The 18,471-nt window shown below is 53.6% G+C and carries 14 protein-coding genes; 7 read left to right on the forward strand and 7 right to left on the reverse strand.

From position 1 onward, the window contains the following. Nucleotides 1-17: 17 nt before the first annotated feature. Together kdsA and SH287x_RS00170 are read right to left on the reverse strand one after the other, a co-directional pair. On the reverse strand, nt 18-869 hold the full coding sequence (gene kdsA / locus SH287x_RS00165; protein ID WP_479516374.1) for a 3-deoxy-8-phosphooctulonate synthase: 852 nt from the start codon (nt 867-869) through the stop codon (nt 18-20). Between the two features lie 62 nt (nt 870-931). Further along, nucleotides 932-1,960, reverse strand: coding sequence for a diacylglycerol/lipid kinase family protein (locus SH287x_RS00170; RefSeq protein ID WP_479516375.1), 1,029 nt, complete (start codon nt 1,958-1,960; stop codon nt 932-934). A gap of 198 nt (nt 1,961-2,158) precedes the next feature. Here SH287x_RS00170 and SH287x_RS00175 point away from each other — a divergent pair, with 198 nt between their 5' ends. Continuing rightward, a complete protein-coding gene (locus tag SH287x_RS00175; RefSeq protein WP_479516376.1) occupies nt 2,159-2,563 on the forward strand; it encodes a hypothetical protein in 405 nt (134 codons plus the stop codon). Nucleotides 2,564-2,691: 128 nt separating this feature from the next. Here the strand turns inward: SH287x_RS00175 and SH287x_RS00180 are convergent, their stop codons facing one another. Further along, a complete protein-coding gene (locus SH287x_RS00180; RefSeq protein ID WP_479516377.1) occupies nt 2,692-5,346 on the reverse strand; it encodes a carboxylesterase family protein in 2,655 nt (884 codons plus the stop codon). Nucleotides 5,347-6,048: 702 nt separating this feature from the next. Here SH287x_RS00180 and SH287x_RS00185 point away from each other — a divergent pair. Next, the gene (locus SH287x_RS00185; protein WP_479516378.1) at nt 6,049-10,194 is read left to right on the forward strand and encodes a serine/threonine-protein kinase; all 4,146 of its coding nucleotides are present in this window, start codon (nt 6,049-6,051) and stop codon (nt 10,192-10,194) included. A gap of 265 nt (nt 10,195-10,459) precedes the next feature. Beyond that, nucleotides 10,460-11,422: a DUF1559 family PulG-like putative transporter gene (locus SH287x_RS00190; protein WP_479516380.1), complete on the forward strand. Its 963-nt coding sequence runs from the start codon at nt 10,460-10,462 to the stop codon at nt 11,420-11,422. A gap of 234 nt (nt 11,423-11,656) precedes the next feature. Here SH287x_RS00190 and SH287x_RS00195 read toward each other — a convergent pair whose 3' ends face one another. Further along, a complete protein-coding gene (locus tag SH287x_RS00195; protein WP_479516381.1) occupies nt 11,657-12,202 on the reverse strand; it encodes a DUF4256 domain-containing protein in 546 nt (181 codons plus the stop codon). A gap of 367 nt (nt 12,203-12,569) precedes the next feature. Between SH287x_RS00195 and SH287x_RS00200 the strand changes: the two genes are divergently transcribed. The 3 genes from SH287x_RS00200 to SH287x_RS00210 are packed head-to-tail and all read left to right on the forward strand — an operon-like array spanning nt 12,570 to nt 13,704. Next, nucleotides 12,570-13,022 (forward strand): MarR family winged helix-turn-helix transcriptional regulator, encoded by a 453-nt coding sequence (locus tag SH287x_RS00200; RefSeq protein WP_479516382.1) that lies wholly within the window; start codon nt 12,570-12,572, stop codon nt 13,020-13,022. Between the two features lie 31 nt (nt 13,023-13,053). Beyond that, the gene (locus tag SH287x_RS00205) at nt 13,054-13,464 is read left to right on the forward strand and encodes a DUF1398 domain-containing protein (protein ID WP_479516383.1); all 411 of its coding nucleotides are present in this window, start codon (nt 13,054-13,056) and stop codon (nt 13,462-13,464) included. Between the two features lie 48 nt (nt 13,465-13,512). Continuing rightward, complete coding sequence (locus tag SH287x_RS00210) at nt 13,513-13,704, forward strand: VOC family protein (protein WP_479516385.1); 192 nt, start codon at nt 13,513-13,515, stop codon at nt 13,702-13,704. A 50-nt stretch (nt 13,705-13,754) separates the two neighbouring features. On the opposite strand, the gene SH287x_RS00215 is transcribed toward SH287x_RS00210, so the two are convergent. Beyond that, nucleotides 13,755-14,948: a S1C family serine protease gene (locus SH287x_RS00215; RefSeq protein WP_479516386.1), complete on the reverse strand. Its 1,194-nt coding sequence runs from the start codon at nt 14,946-14,948 to the stop codon at nt 13,755-13,757. A 300-nt stretch (nt 14,949-15,248) separates the two neighbouring features. Between SH287x_RS00215 and SH287x_RS00220 the strand changes: the two genes are divergently transcribed. Next, nucleotides 15,249-15,422: a hypothetical protein gene (locus tag SH287x_RS00220; protein ID WP_479516387.1), complete on the forward strand. Its 174-nt coding sequence runs from the start codon at nt 15,249-15,251 to the stop codon at nt 15,420-15,422. A gap of 56 nt (nt 15,423-15,478) precedes the next feature. Here SH287x_RS00220 and SH287x_RS00225 read toward each other — a convergent pair whose 3' ends face one another. After that, nucleotides 15,479-15,994, reverse strand: a complete 516-nt coding sequence (locus SH287x_RS00225; protein WP_479516388.1) for an REP-associated tyrosine transposase — start codon at nt 15,992-15,994, stop codon at nt 15,479-15,481. Between the two features lie 124 nt (nt 15,995-16,118). Further along, on the reverse strand, nt 16,119-18,071 hold the full coding sequence (locus SH287x_RS00230) for a GTPase (protein WP_479516389.1): 1,953 nt from the start codon (nt 18,069-18,071) through the stop codon (nt 16,119-16,121). Nucleotides 18,072-18,471 lie beyond the last annotated feature (400 nt).

Raw genomic sequence — 18,471 nt, forward strand, 5'->3', positions numbered from 1 at the left:
GGCTGTGTCAGGCATTATCAGGCCGAGGTGAGTTCCAAAGTCAACTCTCTCATACGAACCAGTTGATCGATAATGCCGGGGAGTTCCGAGAGAAAGACCTGATTGGGGCCATCGCTGAGTGCTTCATTCGGGTTCGTATGCGTCTCCATAAAGACGGCATCCACTCCACACGCCACAGCGGCGCGGGCCAGGAACGGCACCAGCTCTCTTTTCCCGCCTGTCGTGCTCCCTCCGGGCATCTGCACGCTATGCGTCGCGTCGAACATGACCGGGACACCAAAGTCCTGCATGACCGGCACACAGCGAAAGTCATTGACAAGTCGCCCATACCCGAACATCGTTCCCCGATCAGTAAGAATCACGTTGTCGCAACCGACCGACCGGCACTTATTGACCGCATGGATCATATCTTCAGGCGCCACAAACTGGGGCTTCTTCACATTGATAACCCGTGCGCGAATAGCGGCAGCCTGAGCAGCAGCTTCCACTAAATCCGTCTGACGAGCCAGAAAAGCCGGAATCTGCAAAATGTCACAAACCTCCGCTGCGGGAATCGCGTGGGAAGGTTCATGCAGATCGGTTGTGATTGGCAAACCCGTCTTTTCTTTGACGCGGGCCAGAATCTCCAGACCGTTTTTCAAACCAGGGCCACGGAAACTGTCGCCGCTGGTGCGATTGGCTTTATCAAAACTGGATTTGAAGACGATCTGCAGGTTTTTTTTGGCGACCAGTTCGGCCAGTGTTCCTGAGACGCGATCAATCAAATCCTGCGTTTCAATCACGCAAGGCCCAATCACGAACAGGAGTGGCTGACCTTTGCCACAGCGGTACGAACCGATCGAAATCGGGTTGTTCACAGGTTTTGACATACCTTGCATCCTTGCCTGTATAAAGCTGCTCTTGAGAATTAAATCGCAACAACGGGGAGAATCTATAACGAAGGAGGTGCAGGCGATAGCGAGTGAGCCGGAACTTCAATGGAAAGGTTCTGGCCAGTTCCCTGTTGCAACCGAAGTAAAGAATGGGAAGTCTGGGGCTGATTGACGGCAGCACGAGTTTCAATCATCGTAAGTGCCTGGGGCAATATGGTCAGGTGGACAGGCGTGGTTTCTGCGGGATCTCCATCAACTTCCGCGGCAACCTGGTCGTTTTTTTTATTCGTTGCCAATGCAATTGAAGGCGATTGGGATGATTGAACCGTGACCATGACATCTGTCGCTTGTCGCCGAACACCTGAGTTGCGCCCAAGAAACAGCCAGGCCAGCGCCCAGAGTAACGCCGGCAGATGGGGCAGGTTCATGATTTGAACTTCCAGCAGACCATCCGCCTCGTCTCCGCCCCTCCCGACCGGTAATTGCATCGCATATTGGGGCACATTGCTGATGAAAACCTGTGTCGCAGGAAACGTCTGCGTTCCTTCTCGTGTCTGGACTGTGACCAGCAGCGGCGTCAGACGATAGGAAAACAGATGCCTGAGAAATGCAAAAAAATAACTCCAGCGGTTGGCATGTCCGGCACGGTTGGCATGCACGTCATGCACGATTGAGGCATCAAATCCAATGCTGGCCACAGTGCAGAACAGCCGGCCATTCGCCCGGGCTAAATCCATCTGGCGAACGGCTCCACGGGCAATTTGCTGTGACAGCCATGTGCCATCTCGACGAAATCCCAGATACTTGGCCAGCAGGTTTTCGGTTCCCAATGGCAATATCGCCAGCGGAATTTCTGGATGGCGATTCAGGAGATCATCAACCGTTCCGTCACCCCCTGCGGCGACCATCGCCCGCAGGGAAGATGTTCCTGTATGTGCCTCCACGAAAGCATCCAGTCGCGCACGGCTTGAAAACAGACGTGGAATCAGACCCGCTGCTTTCAGCCCCTGGATCAATTCCAGGATATGATGTGATCTGCGGCGCGTGCCTGAGTGAGGATTGCGCTGAATGACAACGTAGCTGACCACGCGGTCTTCTCTCTCTCGTGTCAGGGGAAGTCACCGTGTCTGGAGAAGTCTTTAGAAATCGATGCGTCAATCGACTGGCGTGATTTTGCCATGCACAGCAAGTCTTGGCTATTGTCAGACAGAGCCAGAAACGAGTTTCTCGGCTGACATCCCGCGATGACAATCTTCAGACGGTCTTAAAAACGAGAGGAATGAGAAATGACACATGTTTTGGTGTACGAACCGAAACCATGGTTTCTCCCGGAGCTGAAGCGTCAATACGCAGGAAGCCCGATCATAATTCTTGCTGGAAAAGAATCGCGTGGGAAAGGTCTCTCTGATGATCGGCCAGCCACAATGACCGAGCCGGCTGACTTCGAGAAAAGCGTCCGATGTGCCATTGTCGATCTTCGCAACCGCCCGGAACGATGCCTCCTTTTGATGGAAGATCTGCGGCGACGGCATCCTCAGGCCAGCCTGATTCTCATCGGAGATGAACGACTGGCTCCGTTGGAATGGGCGCTTCGTGATTTGAAGGCCACACAAATTGAGATGTCACCCATTCGAGGCACCGACTTAAAGCCCATGATCGATCGAACGCTGATCGATCGAACGCTGATTTGACATCCATCCCAACAGAATTCAGCGCGACTTATTCCCAATCTGAACTGCTTTCGTGCCATGCTTGCGGCTTTGAGCCGTGAGCATGGCACGAAAGCCCGGAGTTGAAGGCATACCACAGATGCACGGGGTTACTTTGCGGCTTCAAACAGTCGAGGTTGGCCACCGCCGCGAGGCTCGCGATACTCCGACCGTGAACCGGTTCCCAGGGTGTACGTTTCATATTTCGAGTCGACCAGGCTGCGATAGGTCAACGGATAGGGAATGCGGTAGCGATGAGTCTCGCCTGGCTTCAGAGTGAAGGGGCCGCCCCATGGCCCTGTGGGTGCTTTGGTTTCATAAGTGAAGGGGATAGCCGCTTTATTCGCGATGCGAATGCTTGGCATCTCGAGCGTACCGGAAATCTCCTGGTCAGAGGCACTCACTTTGCGAAGTTGATAGCTGGCCAGACCCAATTGCATCTTTGGAACCATGGTGGCGGAACCGTCACCAGTGGAAATCCATTTCGTCCAGGAGGAGGAGAGTTGATCCGCCAGCAAGGCGTTATCAATGTCCTTGTTTTCCGGTTGATAGCTGCTGGCGAATGTTCCTTCAGCTTTGACGGTCGACATGCCCGGATAGCTTAAAGTAAGCGTTGTCGTTCCATTGGGGAGATCGTTCAGAATGACCTGCACAGGCATGGCGATCTGGAGATCAAACTGCGCCACGGGCTGGAATTTCCCGGTCGATCCTGGCCTTGTCGAGACTTTCAACAAGGCGTGATTGATCTTTAACAGCAACGGGGGCGAGACTGAATCCGAGGGTTCCAAAGCTCCCTCGATCTTCCCCGCAGTCACCAGTTGAATCGGTTCCGTTAGCACAAACTCTGTATTGGCTTCCCAACCGGCGGGGAGGCGGGCCAGATCCGGCATGATGGTTTTGAGAAATTCCTGATCAGCCAGCTTGGCAAAAGAGGGTTCCGGTGTATCCAGCACGTTGACCCGTGACAGACCCGCGTCAATGGCGAGCTGCGTCAGCGGCCCAAGCACCTTGGGTGAAACACTGACTCGCAGGTCAGGAGACATTTCGATCTTTGCCGCGGTTAATTCGCCGCTGGCTTCCTTCTGAATTGTCTTTGGTTTGGCCAGTGGATCCAACGAGGCGGCCTGAACCGCCATCACCAGTGAAATCCCCTGAGCATCAGTGCTAATTTCCTGAGGCAACAACCGGACTTGAGGAGCAGCCGTAGGGAGTGGCCATGCCGAAGAAACCAGAGCACTGGCATCACCAAAAGAGTTGAGATTCAGTTGGTTTTCCAATTCGGCAATGATCGTAGGAGCCGCACCACGGACTTCGTTTTCAATTCGTCCCCGGCTGCGATACAGACCACTCATCAGGTTTTCGCGAACCATCTCTTCAGTCAGACCAAATCCGCGAGCGGTGACGTTGCCGGGCTGAGAGATCGCCCAGTTGTCAGGAGCAATACTGAAGAAAACGTTTAAGGGCTGAAAACGAATGCGGCCATTTTCAATGAAAGGGCGAACATCGACAGTCAGCCATTCGGGGCGATTGTAGCCGATGTAAATTCCAATGGGACTGGCCTGGGCCGAATGACGGGCACCAGTGATATACGTCCCACCAATCGTCAGCGCCATGTTTCTCAGGGCCAGCTGAATTCGCAGTCGTTCCGGTGCCACCCCTTGAATGACGGCACGCTCTAACCGCCCGCTATAGCTGAGGTTAGAAAACTGGACGCTGAACTGTCGCCCGGAAGCGGTCGTCGAATCGAATAGATCGCGGATCCGGCCCACGATCATGCCGTTGTTGCCCACCAGTTGAGGGGCCGTGGCTCCAATACTATCCAGGACATGATTCCCCAGGCGAACCGAAAGTGCCTGAGGGATTTCAATCGCGGGGACAAAAGGACGAGCGGCCTGCGTAGCCACCAGACGGGCCTGAGCCGCTTTAGTCGTCGGAGCATACACCGGCTTCGACGCAGGATTCTGAAGCCAGGCAAGAACCGTCTCATTATTAAAAACTTCGTTGGTCAGGTCATGCCCTGAATCGGGAAGTTCTGTGAACGTGGCGTCACCACCATCCGCGTTTAAGGCGTCGGCCAACGCTTTGCCACTGGCGAGCGGCACAAGCTTGTCCTTAGCACCATGCAACGCCCAGACCGGCAGCTTTTTCAACGAACCGACCTGAGCAGGATCTCCTCCCGCAGAAACGGCGAGCAACCCCTGAAACTTTTCCGGGTACTTTTCTGCCAGCGACCAGGCACCAAAGCCACCCATCGACCAACCGGCCAATGTCACCTTCTTGGGATCAATCGCAAAGTCTTTGCTGGCAGCATTCAAGATCGCCATGGCACGTTCAGCACTGGGGGTTCCTGCCAGCCAGCCTCCGGTCAGGCGTCCCGAGTCATCATCACTCTGGGGAAAGACGACAATCATCGGAAATGTGTCGCGACGGGAAGCCACCACAGGCCCCAGACCCACAGTCAACTGGCGCAGCCCATCGTTCCCTAACTCTCCCGCTCCATGAAGAAAGAGGACTGTCGGGTAGCGTTGGCTGGGATTATAGCCTTTGGGCAAAAAGACGCTGTATTTATGAGTGCCAGCCTCGTCTTTAATTTCGCGGTTATAGAACTGTCCCGAAGCCGAAAGACCTGCTGGCACCTGGGCAATCGCCAACTGCTCAATGGCAAGCGGGAGACCAAGATCGGTCGGCAGATTCTGAGCAATCGCAGGCTGATACGCCGGTGCGATAGCGACAACAAGACCAAGGACCAGCCAGTAGTGTCTCACTTTGTCTACTCCTCGCAAATATCGATAGCGACGCCCACGAAGCCTCTGTGCTACCAGCATACGTTGCCGAATCGCAACACGAAGTGACTCTCGGCCAATTTTCACAAATCAACACGGCAGCCACAATCTCAAGAAATGTAAGTATTGGCACAATCAAGAATTACGGCGTCATTTTAGCAGCCGCAACATCTTGGGAGATTGCAGCAGACGTAGGGAATGCCCTTGGGAAGAGACCTGTCTTTCCGTTTTTTTGCATCTCACGGGAAAATTGGCTCAAGTATTCCAGCCGGCCCATTCAGAAGAACTCCTCTTTCGCTGAGGGGCAGCCTCTCTCCGAGTGACACTCACAAATGTCCCGTGAGAAAAATAACACCAAAAAAAGAGTGTGTTTCCGGCGATTGAGAAGGTGAACGCAGTGGGAACCCGGCTGGATCATCTCTTGTTACTGAGACTTGCCAACGATTTCTTAAGGTTCTTTTTTACCCAGAGAACCCTCGGGATCATGTGTGTTTTCTGCGACAAAAATATTTGCTGTCCCGCCTGATTCAAGACTTCCTGAGATGAGGAGCTTGTTTCAAACCGCCAAGTAGAACAGACTGATGAATGAATGCCAACAAAACTGTCTTTCATCTGATTTGACAGGTGGATTCATCGGGGTCATTCACATCCCGCTATCCTCCTTTTTTCTCCTCTGGACGAGTCATGTCCGGCGATAAACCAGCGTCTCCGCCAAATTCTGCCGAGATGTCGCCCAAAGATGCGACACCGATCGCGATCCCGATTTACTCGGCCCGCGAACGTTTAGATCATCTGAAAGAGCTTGGTCGCTACAAAATTGAACGGAAGTTGGGCCAGGGAGGCATGGGCACTGTCTTTCTGGCAAAAGACACTGAGCTTAAACGGCTGGCCGCCATCAAGATTCTGCCCGAAGACAAAGCGCAGAATCCCATTCTTGTAAAGCGATTTCGCGCCGAAGCGCAGGCTGCCGCCCAGCTGCGGCATGACAACATCGTCACGGTCTATGACAGCGGTGAACTCGAAGGGCTGCTTTACATCGCGATGGAGTTTGTCGACGGGCCAGATGTGTTTGATCTGATTCAAAAGCGAGGCAGAATCTCGCCACGCAGATCCTGGGAGATCATCAAGCAAACTGCACAGGCGCTCCAGCATGCGCATGAAAAAAACATCGTTCACCGCGATATCAAGCCATCCAATCTGATGATCCGTCGGGATGGGGTCGTCAAATTGACAGACCTGGGGTTGGCCCGCTCCATCGATGAAACGCTGGAAACAAATATCACGCGGGCAGGTACGACGGTCGGAACTGTTGATTACATGGCGCCGGAACAAGCCCGCAACAGTAAGCTGGCCGATACCCGAAGTGATATCTATTCGCTGGGATGCACGTGGTATCACATGCTCACGGGGCAGGCTCCTTATCCTGCTGGCGCCGTAACGAACAAGCTGCACGCGCATGCCACGCAACCGATCCCGGATCCTCGTGATTTGAATCCGGAAATTCCGGAAGGATTTGTGGCAGTCATTCAGAGAATGATGTCCAAAAAGCCTGCCGATCGGTATCAGACACCGGCAGATCTGCTCGACGATCTCAATTCTCCCGCAATAAAACGCACCAGCGCGGCAGAAGAAATTGCCCGTGAAGTTGCGAAAGAACGTGAATCTGATGAATTAGCAGTCGCGGCAGCAAGTTCATCAAGCCGGCAGCGCGTCAGCAACACCAGTGGCGATGCCAAAGGAACGGGAGGCGAGACCAAAGGGGCCAGTGGCGGCACACGAACTGTCACTGAAACCGGCCGGCAATCGACATTGCCCCCTCGCCGACAACCAGCCACCGCTCCTGCTGATGAGGCCGTTGTCTCATTTGATGTGAAAAAACTACTGGTTCCATTGGGTGTGATTGTTGGTCTGGGTTTAGTCTTCTGGTTTGGCAAAACCATTGCAGAATTTGGTGGGAACCTGGGGTTCGGCCCCAGCAATGGGAGCATCGCCCGGAGTGACTCCCCGTTTGCCCCTGAAGCGGGTACTCCAGCCGATGGTGTCGTCCAGATTAATGGCGCGCCATCGGACGGTAACGCGATGAATCCTTCGGCAGGTGAAACAACCACGCCTTCCGGTAACAACAGCACTGATCCTTCGGCAGTGGCCACGACAAAGCCGCCAGTCATTCAGAATGCTCCTGGAAACTCCCCGGCAACTCCCGTAGCTGCGATTCCTCAATTAGAAACACTGCCACGATGGGTGCTTGAACCGTTTTCGATCACAGGTTTACCGGTGATTACGGTTTCGGCGAATGCCAAAGGGGCAGGAACGGCAAAAACCCTCCATGAAGCTCTACGAAAGGTCACACCAGCCGGTGCTGTCATTCGTTTGTCATCCAAAGAACGACATGACTTGCCAATGGGTTTGGAAATCCGCACCAATCGCTTTCTGATCATGGGCGATGACGGGCCAGCCACCGTCCAGTTTGTCCGACCTGTCGCGCCGGGTAGTGCCACGGGATCACGCGCCGGAGCCACATCTCAAGCAGGGATTGAAGCAACTCGCGCAGAGACCATCGGCTTAAGTCTCAACGCCGAAATGGTCAAAATCGACCAGATCCACTGGATGATCGATTCCGCCTCCAATCGTTCCTCCTTACGCTCACTGATTGAAGTGTCGGCCCCTCGTCTGGCCGTGACGCGATGTTCATTGACCGCTCTTTCCCCTGAGAATCAGGCGGCGAACAATAACACCGATTCTTCAACAACTCCCGACTCAGTCACAAATCAATCGTCATCCCGTTCGCCCCATCTTGGTGCAATTTCCTGGAAGAGTTCCGCGAAAGGTGCCACTTTTGAACGTGGTGGTGAATGCCTGATCGAATCCACCATCACTCGTGGGACGAATCTCACAGGACTGACTCTTTCGGGGGAGTCCTGGCATGCCGTGATCCGCCAGTCAGCACTGCTATCACTGAATTCCCCGCTGATTGTTGTCAATAACGAGAATTCGACATTAAGCACCTCAGGTCAGATAGAAGCTCCTTCGATCATCCAGCGGGCACTGGAACTTCGTCATGTCACAGCCGTGACAGGTGGCGCCGCGATTGATGTCGCCTCCCCCGCCTCACCGACGGCCATCTCAGGTCTTTGGATCGGCCTGGCAGACAGTATTTTCGGAAACCCCGGCGATCGTAAAAACAGCGCCATGATTCAGGCCTTGCGCTGGCCACAAAATCCCAATCGAAAGCTGGAAGATTCACGTCTGATCGGGATGACCGTGGAATGCCAGCAGGTGCTCACACAAGGGCTATCGAAGCTCTATGAATCTGGAGATGCAAATGGCCTGCAAGTGAACGATTCAGGAACCTGGCGGCGCTTCTTTTCCACAGACTTTCAGGGTTCCGTTCAGACATTGCCCTGGCCAGAAGCCGACCTGGAAAACCAGCCTGCGGATCAATGGACAACGGCGTGGCTCGAGACAGCCTCTTTGCCCAATCTTCCTCATCCCAAAGATGGCTCGGTTCTTGGTTGTGATATGTCGCTGCTTTCCGTACCGGCGATGTCTGATCGCGGTTGGTTACGAGGACTGGCCCCCATTCAAGGACTTCGCCAGCAACTGGATCAGCGGCCAGATCCCAAGCCCACCCAGTTAGATCTGGCAAATTATGGGAATGACCTGGGGCAACTTCTTTCAAGAACTGATTTGCCTCAAAATGGACATCTGGAAATCAGTGGCTTCGGGATTCGCCCCATGACTCCCGTTGTCTTGAAGAATCGTCAGTTAATTCTCACATTCACACGCCCCAGCGATAAAGCTCCGCTGATCCTCCAGCCCAAACCTTCAGGCGATAAGCGCGCGTTAATCGAGATTGACGGAGGCTCGCTGGAAATCCGACATGCGACTTTCCGAGGCGTTGGCTCCTCTCGTCCGGCTCCGTCTGCTTATTTTTTCGCCAGAAGGGGCACACTGATCTGCCGCAACGTCGAGATTGACGGCGGCATGACCGACGATTGGCAACCACGCGATGTCCTGCACATTGAAGGGAGCGGGAAAGGGGAACTTGGTGCGGCGTTCATGCAGTCGATAGCGCAATCGCCCGGCCGCTTCGCTTCGATCACAGGGATTCAGTCGTCTCTCCTTCTGCAGCAGTCTGGCGTGCTCAGTGGTGTCTCCACAGTACAGATTGAACCGGCCCCTTCATCTGGCAAGGATTGGCATCAGGTAGATGTCAGGCAGTCCACACTGCTGGCTGGCGAAAGCATTACACGTTTGTTTGGATCCACCGACGATTTTCGCTATCCCCCGATTACGCGAACAGTCGATGCCAACGACCCCATGTGGGATGGTGGCCGTGTCAGACTCTATTTTGAGCGGTCGATTCTTGGCCGATTAGAAGGCTTTGGCCGGCCAAAACAACCCATGGCACTGATCGAAATTCCTGAGCTGACCAAGCTGGCATCTAAGGTCGAGTGGTTCAGTCTTCAAACCGCTCTAGGCCCTGCTCCAGATGTTCTGGTGCGGACATGGAGTGCTGATGTTCCCGTGGATGCCCAGCGTTGGAAACGACTCTGGAAGCAAAATGACCTGAGAGAACTGGATCTGGCACCCGGCATGGTCGCCTTTGAGAAACCACTCCCCAAGCAACCTCGGGACTGGCGAGGTATCAATGCGGAGACCTTTCAGCTCTCCCGTTCTGCTCTTGCTGCAAAACAGGCTCCCGGGGAACAACCGTTGGGAGTCCTGCCCGCTTTACTGGATGGGTTAGGCCCTCTCGTGAAAGGCAAGTCTGCGGCTGCCCCTGCCCCTGTTGAGAAAACGACACCTCGCGTTGGCCCAGGGTTTTAATTTCAAGTCACAAGTCACCGATTAAGGAACGCACTTCCCATTACTATTTGACGAACACCGGTTAACCATTTTCGCGACTTTCAGTGTAGGTTTGTCTTCATGGAGTCGCTAAGCTTCATGAAAAATCAACATGAATCCCTCAGGCAAAAACTCCCAAGGCAGAAACGGCTGAGGGACTGTCAGTAAATACCAACATTTCAAACAATTCTCGGTATCTCTCCCTTAAACGGAATTCACTGAGACCCACGCTTCTGGAGAACCTTCGATGAATCGGCTGGCATTGTCGGATTCTGCTGTTCAACCCGTTTCAGTGACTATTGGCACCAGGAAACCTCGAGTTCATTCAGGCTTCACTCTGATTGAACTGCTCGTGGTGATCGCCATTATCGCTCTCTTGATTGCGTTGCTGCTTCCTGCTGTGCAGCAAGCCCGTGAAGCTGCCCGGCGGACACAATGTCTGAGCGGTTTGCATAACCTGATCCTGGCTTTTCATAACTATGAAAGCACCCATCGCAGCTATCCCTCGGGATGGTTAGACACAGGGAACGATTGCACCCAGCCTGTGGATTTTCCGGAACCCGCTCAGATTCAACTGGTGAGAAATCAAATGCTCACGCTGACCACATGGACGATGCCGGATTACTGGTCATGGAACTCGCTGATCCTCTCGCAGATCGATCAGGGGAATGTGAATATCGATTTCAAAACGCTTCGTTTCGATCCTGATAACAGCTGTGCATGGAATGGTATCAATCGTACGGCTGCCGAAACAAAAATTGATATTTTCGTCTGCCCCAGTGCTTCTCTTCCAAACAGTCGCCCTGGCAACCTGGGCTATTCCACGTATCGCGGGGCTGCGGGGACCTTTGATTCATCAGCGGGGCAAGCCCGTTATAACGGCATGCTCTATCGAAATAGTGCCGTCAATCAGCGCGATGTGACCGATGGTCAAGGTCAGACCATTTTTGTTGGCGATTCTCTTTTTGGCTTCTGGGCCGATGGCTATAGCTGCTGCGTTTCGTATCCTGATGCACAGACTGATGACTTCGACTTTCATCAGATCAACGGTGTCGTGAATTCTTTCACCTTTGGAAGCGCTCACGGACAGATCGCCAACTTTGCGATGGTTGATGGTTCGGGGAAATCCATCTCGAAGTCCATTGATCACAACGTCTTCCGCGCATTGCAAACACGCAACGGCCGTGAAAACATTGGCGATAATTTCTAACGCGGCCAGCTAAATCTGATGGCGATTGTTTGAGACGCATTTCAACCTGAAGTCTCGCTTTTACGTGCCCTGCTTGCCGTTCTGTGCAGGCAGGGCACGCCTCTTCAATAAGAGAGGCCATCGCAAAAAGATCTCACTGCGTTGGCCTGGTTAATGCGTTGGCCCAGTTAAAAAGAGCGGCATTTCAAATAGTGAAAAGTAACGAACATCGCATCATTGCCGAGAACTGAGTGGCTACACACGTAGCATGCCACGAAAACCGCGAACGGCATAGTAAGACTCGGCTCCATTGTGATAGACGAACACTTTCCCGTAGCGACGATCGCAGAATAGCGCGCCTCCCCGTGCCCGTATGTCGTCTGGCGTGGCGATCCAGCTCGATGTTTTTAAATCAAACTCTCCCAACTGTTGCAGAGACCGGTACTGCTCCTCGTTGAGCATTTCGATACCGATGGTTGTTGCGACTTGATGAGCACTTCCTTTGGGTTTATTTTCCTTGCGTGAAGCCAGCGCCTTCCCGTCAAAACACAAGCTTCTCCGCCCGACGGGGCTTTCAGCAGAGCAATCGCAAAAGACGTACTCATTGGTCGACTTGTCGTATGCGATCACATCGGGTTCTCCTCCCGTGCTTTCCATTTGCGCCAAGACCTTCATCGCTTTTGGCAAGCTTTTCAGCCTGGCCTCAACCATCTCCCAGTCCACTCCTTCATGGCGCCCTGAGTTCTGATCAAAACGCACTTTCAGAATCTTGAGCAGATCGTCGCGTTCCTGTGCTTTCATGAGCCTCAACTTGTGATGGGCATGTTGAAGTTCCTGCGGGCCAACACTGCGCCGGCTTCCCAGGGATCCCCTGAACCAAACGGGCTGAGAATACCAGATCGTCCCGACAGATCCATCCCCCTGAGTGATGAGGACATGTTCAAATTGACCGAAGAAAATTCCCCTCGACCGCACAACAAATGAGTCGGATCCAAATCACGCAAAAAATGCATGATGACAAATCAGTAACAGCAGCAGAACAGAGACACCAGCGGAACTTCTCGGCCGCTCGCTTGGCGGCAACCCAGGAGTCTCGGTTTTCCTGATTGACACACTCCTCTTCGCCTTCCTATAGTTTCCTAGGAAACTATAGGAAGGCGCAATCTCTATGACATCGGTAAGCACTCTGGAAGCTCACGCAGGATACTGGCTGCGATACGTCTCCAACCATGTCTCTCACGCTTTCTCACGGAAAGTCGAAGCCCACGGTGTTACGGTCGCAGAGTGGGTGCTTTTGCGAGAGATGTTTCATCAAAAGGCTGCGAATCCCAGCCATCTTGCCGACACCGTGGGCTTAACACGAGGAGCGATTTCCAAGCTCATCGAGCGGCTCTGTCAAAAGAAGCTCGCCGTACGTTCGACTTCAGACGGCGACCGGCGCTATCAAACCGTCAAACTGACAGCAGCCGGTCAGCGATTAGTACCCATCCTGGCCAAGCTTGCCGATGAGAACGACCGCGAATTCTTCGGCCATCTCAAACCTGAAGAAAAAGACGGACTGGTGTGCCTGTTGCAGACAATTGTTCGTCAACAGGGATGGAAGGTAATGCCCGTCGATTGAACTCTGGCTATATAATCACAAAGGGAAAACCATGAACACAGAACAGACGGAAGTCATTCAAGTTTGCACCCAGGGAGCATTGACCGGGGAACTGACCTTTCCTGAAATTGTCGGTAGGCTCGCCGAAATTGGCGTTGAGCGTTACCACGCCGACTACAGCCGCCAGGAAATCACCTACTATCTTTCCGACGGCGATTCTTTGGTCGTCGCCTCGTCTCATCCTTCGCACATAGCAGCAGTCGAATTTTCGCCATCTGCCGTTGAGGCGGCTGTTCGTCAAAGCCAGCGGAACGAACACACTTATCTGGATTTTATCGGCAAGACGATGGCCGCTGGATGTGTCGGGTATTTCGTCCAGATCACCGGCCGCCGCGCCATCTATTTTGGGCGCAACGGAGACTCACATGTCGAGCATTTTCCGCCCGCGCCAACGACTACATAAACGCCAGGCACGGCAACAGACAACATCCGAAAAACATGAGGAGAGGCCATGCGAATCAATGGTATTCTGGAAACGGCTCTGTATGTGGCAAATCCGGCGATCACGGCCGCGTTCTACCGCCGATTATTCGGCTTTGCCATCTTGCTTGAGACTGATCGGTTGGTCGCCCTCGATGTCGCCGGCAAAAACGTACTGCTTCTGTTTCGTGCAGGCACAACGGGCGAACCGTCAAATACCTGAGTTCCGTATCAGAACCGCGAGGGACTTATTCAGGATCGACTCAGCAACCATCAGGGAAGGCGTTCAGGAGAGTCACTGTTCACCAGTGTCAACGCGACATTCATTTCCTGGCCTTCACGAACAATGGTCAGCACCACCACTTGCCCTGGCTTTTTGTCTTCAACATACCCCAGAAAGTCATCGGCGGTGGAAATCTTCTTCCCATCGACCGACATGATCCGGTCCGCCGCCGTTCGATCAACCGATTCTGTCACAAAAGGGCCACGCCGCGTCCGCACCACCTTCGGCCCGCGCAACCCCGCGCGTTCGGCTGGCCCTCCGGGTTTCATCTGAGCGATCAGCAACCCTTTTTCGGTTTCATAAACCTTGGTGATCCCCACCTCGGGCCGCACCACTTTTCCAAACGCCAGCAATTGAGGCACCACACGGGCTACCAGATTGATCGGGATGGCAAAACCGACACCGGCACTCTGTCCCGATGTCGTGGCAATGGCCGTGTTAATGCCAATCAGCTTGCCATGAGCATCGAGCAACGGCCCGCCACTGTTGCCTGGATTAATCGCGGCATCGATCTGAATGATCGAACGAATGGTGCGGTTGCCATGAATTTGTAGTGATCGGTTCAGATTGGAAATGATGCCCGTGGTCAGTGTCCGTTCGAGACCAAACGGATTCCCGAGAGCAAAGACACGCATCCCGGCCCGCAGCTTACGAGAATCCCCGAATTCCACGGGAAAAAGCTGTTCTTCAGGTGCTTCTAACTTCAAAACGGCAATGTCATTAACCGGGTCAGCCCCCACAAGGGTCGCATCAAATGACTGTCCAGAATACAACGTGACACTGATTTCCTTGGCCCCTTCCACCACATGATAGTTGGTCAGGATGTGCCCTGCTTTATCCAGAACAGAGCCTGAACCGCTCCCTTCGGATTGCAGTTCCAGCAGAGAAAACCGTCCCTGCTGAACCGCCTTTGTCGTGATGTTCACCACGCTTTTGTTGGCCGCCTGATAAACCGTGATGTTGATGGCTTCTTCGGGCGTCAGTCCATCAGAAAGATAGATCGGACGAACTGCCGGCTGTTCACTTTCCGAATTCTCATCGTAAGGTGTCGACTTCAATCTGGCTCCACGATCCTGAGCCACGGCCTCACTTTGAGTGAGTAATTGACTCGGCTGCAACCAGTAGGCCGTCAGCATGCTGGCCAACAAAGCCGAGGCGAAGCAGGCCAATATAAAACGCATCATGAAATCCTCCGTGTTGGTCGCCTATGGGCATTCTATAGGTGATTTTGCGAGAGCCAACAAGACGGGGAGCCTGAAGACGGCGAAGACATCACGGAAGTCGTTTCACTGCTGGTGATTATGTCGTGGGTGGCAAAGCACAAGAGGCCGCCCACAGAAGGAATGCCCTGCGGCTGATCTTTAAAACGTTGCACTTCGCTGAAATTTCAGGTACAGACAATTAGATCTGGCTGGCCAGGTTTGTGGTTCCCAAATCAATGGGATTCTCAAGGCGACAATTCGGCTCAGGAACAGGGTTGCGAAATGTTTCATACCAACATCAATTTCCTCGAAGTCATGATTGTTATGTTCCTCGGTCTGTTGGTATTTGGTTCGCCGATTGCGATGATCACGCTCGTGGTCTTGATTTTGCGCAAGGATCATCGCAACTTAAAAAATATCGGTCAAAGGCTCCCCTCTGAGAATGGGGTGTCATAATACGAAGCGGGTAGCCCCGGTTGCTTCGCAACCGGGGCCGGTGAGAGGTCGCAGCTTTAGTCAGCCCGGCTGATGGGGACTCCCACGCTCCGACGCTGTTCATACCATCTTGCAGAACTCCACTTCCAATCGACGGCCTTCTCGACCAGCCCCGCCCGCACCGGGTTCAAATGCATGTATGCAATTTTCTCTTCCAGCTTCTTCTTGGCATAGATCTCAAAGGCATAGTATTTCGGAATCCACAATCGATCTTCTTCATCTGCCGTCGAGAAATACTGCGGGTTATAATCGCGATACCAGGTGCGAATGGCAAAGCTGGAGAGTCGCTTCCAGCCGTGCATGAATCGGCTGAGTTGATGCACTTTCGGAAACCAGATAATGGCATGCACATGGTCTGGCATCACGACAAAACCAAGACATTTGGCATTTTGCCGGCGAAGCTGATCGTTGAGTTGTCCCAGTAAAATGCGTTTGGGTTGATCATGATCAAGCAGACGACGACGACGATGGCAGGAAAACGTCACAAAATGACAAGAGAGCTGGTCATCGGCGATGCGTCGCTGGTCGGACATGGCCCCATTTTGTAATGGACGCCCTCTGGTCGCAACCTCACACCGGCTTCGCCAGCCCAGGTTGCAAAGCAACCTGGGCCACCCTGCGTTTTTTTCAACTCGCTGTTTCAGATTGAAACGCGCATTACTTCCGACTGAGCTTGTCGATCTCTTCGATCAATTGCTGAAGCGATTTCCATGACCCAACATCAGCCAATCGGGATCCTTCGCTGATCGAACCCATGAACTTGCCCAAGCCGGTGTTCGCCAAAGCCGATTCAAACCAGCGAATCCGGCCCGCGACAAACTGTTCATCAACACGCAGCAGCCATTGCTGAAATTGCTCCAATCCTTTTCCGGCACCATAACTGGCAGCGACATCGGTCGTCCCGGCGGCAGCGGCTCCGATAACAGTTTCGCTGGTCAAATGGATGGTGCTTTGCAGCAGACCTTGCCCCAGCCCTTGCGTTGCCAATTCAAAACCGGGTAAGGCAAAAGCCAGAACTACAGAAACTCCCACCCGACTGAAAGCCGCCGCCTGATCGAGAACCTGCAACGTCAACTTGAGCTTCGGCTGCCGGGCCAGGAAATCGCGAAAGTCTTGTTCAACTAATGAATTCAGCTCGCTGGATAAATCACAATTCGAGTGTGCCAGACGAAGCTCATCCAGCACTTTTTCCCGCCCTTCGCCGGAAAGCATGGCCTGCAGTCGTGGGGTGAATTCATGGCCTTCGTTCATGCTGCCGGGCTGAGGCGTGGCATGCTCCAGTTGGCCAAACAAATGATGGACAACTTGAGAGATCGCGTTCCATTCATCCTTACGAAATTGCTCGATGGGTGTGACAACCTGGGCCGATTGTCCTCGAATCCATCCCACCGGCGCCATGAGCGCCTGACCCAGTTTTCCATAAGCCCAATGAATGTTCTGGGCAACAGGAGCACGCTCTGTGTTCCAGATCTTCCAGAGCGTATCGACCACCAGACTTCGGGGAGCCGTCGGCCAGTTCAGCCGTTCGCGCCCCAGCGACCCTTCCAGCGACAAAGCCAGATGCCTGAGCGTTTCGCTTTTGCGGCGGAGACTCTCCAGCCATTGGCTGCTCCCCATAACCAGTTGGTCAATGGCACCGCGCGTCGAACGGAGCTTCAGGTCAGCAAAATGAAGTTGTGTCAGCATCCCCAGGAGAGGATTGCAAACACCGTTATTCGTCTCCTTGATGCTCCCGTCGCCAGCGCTTGCAACACGGGGCGTGCCCAGACGATTTTCCACCGGCAGAAACAGGAGACCCAGTGATTTCAACTGCGACTTTTCTTTAGAGCTATCACGAGGAACCACATAGACTGCCAGCGGCCTCACGCCTGTTTCTTTTTCAAACGTCTCCAGCCAGAGGCGCCAGACGTGATCGGGATCGGGCCAGTCGAGTTTGCTGAAAACGACAACCACACTTTTCTTCTGTCTGGCGGCTTCACGGAAGAATGTTTTCACTGCCGCATCGTTGTATTTCTGATCGGTCAGCACGGCAATCAAGAGGTCACTGGCCTGACAAATCATCGTGGCGCGACGCAGATTATCGGTCATCGCGTCGATATCGGGAGTATCCAGCAACAGCAAGTTTTCAGGAAGATGCTGGCCCGTGGTGTAAAACAGCAGGTTTTCTGAATCACACACTCGTGCGGGTTCAGAGAATGAACCAGGAACTGAGACGAACTCCTGCTGAACAAGACGGCTTGCGGGAAGAGGTGCGACTTCAAACGCCGGGAAAACCTGTTGAAGGTTTCGCGTCTCGATGAATCTTGGTGGCGTCAGACATAACGGAAATCGCGTAAAGCCGGCCTGTGGGCTGGACTCACCCAGAATCTCACCTGCAAGGTGATTGAAAATCGTTGTTTTGCCCGTGTTGGTTCCACCAACAATCGCCACCACCAGAAACGGATCTTCCACCAGTTGAGGCAAAAGCTTGTTCGTCAGTAGCCCATACCATTTCGTTTCACGGTAACCGCCATCTGTCCCCAAGCGCTCCCGTGCTGAATGGGCGAGCGACTCCAGATGAGCCTGAAAAGCCCCCAGTCGCTCCGCCAGTGGTTTCAGTTCTGATCCCATGTTTGCTCATGCTCAAGGACGTAATGACCGTATTGCTCTCGTGACTGCTGAGGGAAACACGGCGTTGCCATAACATGGTGAGATGGTAATCAATCACAAGTGTTTCCGCTGGCAACGTTCGGTTCGCTTCTGTCTACAGTGATATCAACACAGATATCAACAGCGACGCAAGAAGCGCAACATCCACCTGCGGCGTCACGCCCTGCTGGCTTTGGCGGCTCGGTGCGTCGCATCCTGCCATAGCGACCAGGCCATGCGAGGTCGCGCTTTAAGCAACGTGCCATCGCACGCTGAGAGGGCTTGTTTTCGACAGCCAGCAGTTGTTTCGAGAGTTTCGCAATGATGGGTTTCAGCAGTTCGGGATCAATTTCCTGGCCACGTCGTCGCACAATGGTTGGGT

The organism is Planctopirus sp. SH287, from assembly GCF_056500625.1.

Excerpts from the sequence above, each read along its gene's own strand:
- SH287x_RS00175 (WP_479516376.1), top strand. The coding sequence starts at position 2,159 with ATGACACATGTTTTGGTGTACGAACCGAAACCATGGTTTCTCCCGGAG.
- SH287x_RS00195 (WP_479516381.1), bottom strand. The coding sequence starts at position 12,202 with ATGAAAGCACAGGAACGCGACGATCTGCTCAAGATTCTGAAAGTGCGT.
- SH287x_RS00190 (WP_479516380.1), top strand. The coding sequence starts at position 10,460 with ATGAATCGGCTGGCATTGTCGGATTCTGCTGTTCAACCCGTTTCAGTG.
- SH287x_RS00185 (WP_479516378.1), top strand. The coding sequence starts at position 6,049 with ATGTCCGGCGATAAACCAGCGTCTCCGCCAAATTCTGCCGAGATGTCG.
- SH287x_RS00210 (WP_479516385.1), top strand. The coding sequence starts at position 13,513 with ATGCGAATCAATGGTATTCTGGAAACGGCTCTGTATGTGGCAAATCCG.
- kdsA (WP_479516374.1), bottom strand. The coding sequence starts at position 869 with ATGTCAAAACCTGTGAACAACCCGATTTCGATCGGTTCGTACCGCTGT.
- SH287x_RS00200 (WP_479516382.1), top strand. The coding sequence starts at position 12,570 with ATGACATCGGTAAGCACTCTGGAAGCTCACGCAGGATACTGGCTGCGA.
- SH287x_RS00220 (WP_479516387.1), top strand. The coding sequence starts at position 15,249 with ATGTTTCATACCAACATCAATTTCCTCGAAGTCATGATTGTTATGTTC.
- SH287x_RS00225 (WP_479516388.1), bottom strand. The coding sequence starts at position 15,994 with ATGTCCGACCAGCGACGCATCGCCGATGACCAGCTCTCTTGTCATTTT.
- SH287x_RS00230 (WP_479516389.1), bottom strand. The coding sequence starts at position 18,071 with ATGGGATCAGAACTGAAACCACTGGCGGAGCGACTGGGGGCTTTTCAG.
- SH287x_RS00215 (WP_479516386.1), bottom strand. The coding sequence starts at position 14,948 with ATGATGCGTTTTATATTGGCCTGCTTCGCCTCGGCTTTGTTGGCCAGC.
- SH287x_RS00205 (WP_479516383.1), top strand. The coding sequence starts at position 13,054 with ATGAACACAGAACAGACGGAAGTCATTCAAGTTTGCACCCAGGGAGCA.